Source organism: Nocardiopsis listeri NBRC 13360 (genome assembly GCF_001570765.1).
Classification (GTDB): Bacteria; Actinomycetota; Actinomycetes; order Streptosporangiales; family Streptosporangiaceae; genus Nocardiopsis; species Nocardiopsis listeri.
Window position 1 is genome coordinate 1 of the sequence record NZ_BCSH01000092.1, and the last position, 4,394, is coordinate 4,394.

The following is a 4,394-nucleotide window of genomic DNA, read 5'->3' on the forward strand; positions in this document are numbered from 1 at the left end:
CACCCGCCCAACAACCCCAAGAAACCAGAAACCCCAGGCGCCCCACCAGCACCCCCCACCCTCACCCCCCACCCCTGGAATCACTCATCTCTAGAGGGTGGAACGGGTGTGGCCGGTACCCCGGGGGATCGGGGCACCGGCCACGACTCGTGTCTTCGGCGCCGGTGGGTGTGCGGCTCACCGGCCCGGACGGTCTCAGGCGTTGTCGGGGTGCCCGATGGCCAGACCACTGACCTCGTCGAAGAAGTGCAGCTGGCTGACGTCGACCGACAGGCTGATGGTGGCACCCGGCTTGACGTTGCTGCGCGGGCTCACACGGGCGGTGAACTGCGTACGGTCGTTGCCCAGGGGCAGGGCGGCCTCGGCGCTCTCCTCGTCGTCACCGGCGGCGTCCTTGGCCAGGGCGGCGGCGTCCTCGTGGCGCACCGGAGGGGCGTCGACACCGAAGATCACGTTGATCTCGGTGCCCAGCTCCTCGGTGACGTTCGCGGTGACCTCCAAGCGCGGGGCGTCGTTGCCGTCGAACTCGGAGTCGGAGAAGTCGGAGGGGCGGATGCCCAGGATCAGCGACCGGCCCAGGTAGTCCTTCAGGCCCGGACGCGCGTCCAGGATCGAGTCGGGGACGGGCAGCTTGTGGTCGGCGAAGGCCAGCACGGCCCGGTCGCCGTCGCGCTTGAACTCGGCGTTGACGAAGTTCATCGAGGGGGAGCCGATGAAGCCGGCCACGAACAGGTTGACGGGTGAGTCGAACAGACGCTTGGGGGTGTCGACCTGCTGGAGTCGGCCGTCCCGCAGCACCGCGACCCGGTCGCCGAGGGTCATCGCCTCGACCTGGTCGTGGGTGACGTACACGGTGGTGACGCCGAGACGCTCGTGGAGCTGGTTGAGGGAGGCGCGCATCTGCACGCGCAGCTTCGCGTCCAGGTTGGACAGCGGCTCGTCCATGAGGAAGGCGCGCGGCTCGCGCACGATGGCACGTCCCATGGCCACACGCTGGCGCTGACCACCGGAGAGGGCACCCGGCTTGCGCTTGAGGTAGGGCTCCAGTCCGAGCATCTCGGCGGCGTCGCCGACACGGCGGGCGATCTCGGCCTTGGCGACCTTGCGCAGCTTCAGACCGAAGGCGAGGTTCTGCTCGACGGTCATGTGGGGGTAGAGCGCGTAGTTCTGGAAGACCATCGCGATGTCGCGGTCCTTCGGCGGACGGTCGTTGACGATCTCGTCGCCGATGACCAGGGTGCCGGCGGAGATCTCCTCCAGGCCGGCGATCATGCGCAGCGCGGTGGACTTACCGCAGCCGGAGGGGCCGACGAGCACCATGAACTCGCCGTCCTCGATCCGAAGGTTCAGGTCATCGACGGCCTTGACGTCGCCGCCATAGATCTTGTCGATGCCCTCGAGGACGATCTCCGCCATGGCACTCTCCTGCTCGGTGTGGCATATCCAATGGTGAAGGGGTCACGTGGCCGTTGACCCCCGAGCTGACCTGATGTTCGAAGTTGATCGAAGCGGGCCGTTTCGCTGATCACATCAGACAGGATCCTGATCGGAATGTCCATAGGAAGTGTTGTTTCGATCCGATTGCGGTCATGCACAAACCATCGATGACCGGCTGGCGTGTCGGCCCCAGGTGCGTTAGCCTGTCCGACGGTTCATCACTGATTCCCCCTCCCGTCACTCGAAACGGTGACCACGACACGGTCTCCAGATTGAGACAACAGGTCGGGGACTCTGGGTAACCTAACGACCAGTCCAGCACTGGACGGACCGGTTGTGCGGCCCCCACTCGTCCGATTGGACGCTGCACCACGCGCCAGGTGCGGTTGGGATCGGGTGAGGGGCGGTGTACCGCGACCGGGCGGGGGGTTGGACCCGGAAAAGGCCCGAACATCCAGTAGACAACGGTCTTCCGAGCTCGCCGCCGACGGGACGGAGCCGGTCCGAAGGGTGGCTCGGGCCTTTTCCGCGTCCCCCCAATATGCTGACCGCAGACCCTCAACGGCCAGCGGAAAGCGAGCACCCCACGTGGTTGCCGAGCAAACGGGATCGGGCACCGCCCCGACCCCCGACAAATCCTCACCGGACGCCTCGGCTCCGGAGCCGAGGACGGAGGCGACCACATGGTCCCCCCTGGCCCCGGGGTACCGGTGGGGTCGGTTCGACCCGTTCTGGCGTGCCCTGGCCGCGGTGGGTTCCGGTCTGGCCCAACTCCTGGCGCTTGCGCCCTACGGTCTGTGGTGGCTCGGGCCGCTCAGCGCCGCCCTGCTCCTGCTCGCGGTCGGTGGCGCACGACTTCGTCGCGCCGCCTGGCTGGGACTCCTGGCCGGTGCCGCCCTCATGGTCCCGCTGGTGCGCTGGCAGGACGTCTTCGGTACCGACGTGTGGCTGGTCATCGCCGGCGCCGAGACCCTCTACTTCCTCCCCATGGCGATGGGTCTGGCCGTCGTCGCCCGACTGCCCTACTGGCCGCTGTGGACCGCCGCCCTGTGGGTGGCCCAGGAAGCCGTACGCGCCCGCTGGCCCCTCGGCGGATTCCCGTGGGGCAAGCTCGCCTTCGCCCAGCCCGACACCCCCTTCGTCGGCTACGCGGCTCTGGGATCCTCGCCCCTGGTGACCTTCGCCGTCGCACTCACCGGCGCCATGCTGGTGTGGGCCGTCCTGCGCGCCGTGGCGGCCCGCGGTCGCGCCCGCGTCCTACTTTTTGCCCTGGGGCTGGCCGCGAGCGCCGCGATCGTCCTGGGCGGTCTGGTGGCTCCCGCCATCGGACGTCCCACCCCCGCCGAGACCGTCAACGTCGGAATGGTCCAGGGCAACGTCCCCAACGCCGGTGAGATGTCGATCCTGGGCGAGCGCATGCAGGTACTGCGCAATCACGCCGACGGCGTCCACGACCTCGCCGACTCCGCCCGGGCCGGGGAGTACCCCGAACCCGACATGGTGGTGCTGCCGGAGAACGCCAGCGACATCGACCCCTTCCGTGACCCGGAGGCCGCCGAAATCATCGACGAGGCCGCCGCCGACGTCGGTGTCCCCCTGCTGTGGGGCCTGAGCCGCTTCAACGACGACGGCACCCGCTACGTGCAGAGCGTGGTGTGGGACGAGCAGACCGGGCCGGGCGAACACTACGACAAGCGCTACCTCGTCCCGTTCGGCGAGTACGTCCCCTACCGCGACTTCTTCACACGGTTCGTCTCCCGGCTGGACCAGGTCAGCTCCGACGCCGTCCCCGGCAGCGAACCCGGCGCCCTGGACATCGCCGGTACGACCCTGGCCGTGGGCATCTGCTTCGACGTGGCCTTCGACCCGCCCGTGCGCGACTCCGTGGCCGCCGGCGGTCAGATCATCGTGATCCCCACCAACAACGCCAACTACAACTTCACCGGCCAGTCCGACCAGCAGTTGGCCATCACGCAACTGCGCGCCGTCGAACACGGCCGGCACGCCGTGGTGGTCTCCACCAGCGGCGTCAGCGCCATGGTCGCACCGGACGGCACCGTGGACTACCGCTCGCCCGAGGCCGAACTCGACATCCACGTCGCCGAACTCACCGCCATGGACGGTCCCACCGTCGCCACCCGGGTCGGGGGGCTCCCCGAAGCGCTCCTGTCCGCTCTGGGTCTGGGCGCCGTCATCGCCGCCACGGTGATCGCCCGCCGTGCCCGCTCCTGAACGTCCCCCGGTGTTGAGGACCTCCGATCCGGGGAACCATTCACCCCGGGGAGACGTTCTTCTGGACAGGGAGACCAACGATCCCGGACCACGACCCCTGAGGATGGTTTCGCGATGCCGCTGTTGACGGTGCCGGCCTTGATGGCCCTACCGTTCCTGGAAGTCTGGCTGATGATCGTCATCGGTGGTCAGATCGGTGTTCCGTGGACCCTGGCCGCGCTGGTCTCGCTGATGATCCTGGGCGTGGCCGTGCTGCGGCACACCGGTCGCGCCTTCCTCGAGGTCGTCCAACAGGCCGATGAGGCCATGCGCACCGGCGATCAACCGCGTAAGGGCCTGCTGGACCCCCTCATGCTCATGGCCGGTGGAATCCTGCTCGTCGTCCCGGGCTTCCTCACCGCCGCCCTGGGCGTCCTGATGGTCACCCCGGTGACCCGCCCGGTCCTGCGCTGGGTGTTCGCCGGCTGGGCCAGGCGGCGGATGGCCAGGACGCAGGAGCGGATGCGGGAGGAGTTCGCCGCCCGAGGCGTCAACGTCCCGGGGCAGGGCGGCCCCTTCGGTCCGAACTTCACCCCGGGCGGACCCTCGGGGAGGCCCGACCCGGGCACCGAGCGTCCGACCCAGGGCGGTCGTGTCATCCAGGGCCACTTCGAACCCGACGACGAGGCCTGAGCCCGCCCCCCGAATCACCGGGCCCGCCGTGGAACCTTCCACGGCGGGCCGCC

Annotated in this window: 3 protein-coding genes; 2 read left to right on the plus strand and 1 reads right to left on the minus strand. The window is 69.0% G+C overall.

The genetic code is table 11. The features are described 5' to 3' along the window. Positions 1-195: 195 nt before the first annotated feature. Positions 196-1,416: an ABC transporter ATP-binding protein gene (locus tag NLI01S_RS22935; RefSeq protein WP_067608346.1), complete on the minus strand. Its 1,221-nt coding sequence runs from the start codon at positions 1,414-1,416 to the stop codon at positions 196-198. Between the two features lie 609 nt (positions 1,417-2,025). On the opposite strand from NLI01S_RS22935, the gene lnt reads away from it, so the two are divergent. Continuing rightward, complete coding sequence (gene lnt, locus NLI01S_RS22940) at positions 2,026-3,669, plus strand: apolipoprotein N-acyltransferase (protein ID WP_067608349.1); 1,644 nt, start codon at positions 2,026-2,028, stop codon at positions 3,667-3,669. A gap of 114 nt (positions 3,670-3,783) precedes the next feature. Next, positions 3,784-4,341, plus strand: a complete 558-nt coding sequence (locus NLI01S_RS22945; RefSeq protein ID WP_067608352.1) for an FxsA family protein — start codon at positions 3,784-3,786, stop codon at positions 4,339-4,341. The last annotated feature ends 53 nt before the right edge of the window (positions 4,342-4,394 follow it).

What these genes read in the sequence shown, in the direction of transcription:
- NLI01S_RS22935 (WP_067608346.1), bottom strand. Translation starts at nt 1,416, where the DNA reads ATGGCGGAGATCGTCCTCGAGGGCATCGACAAGATCTATGGCGGCGAC.
- NLI01S_RS22945 (WP_067608352.1), top strand. Translation starts at nt 3,784, where the DNA reads ATGCCGCTGTTGACGGTGCCGGCCTTGATGGCCCTACCGTTCCTGGAA.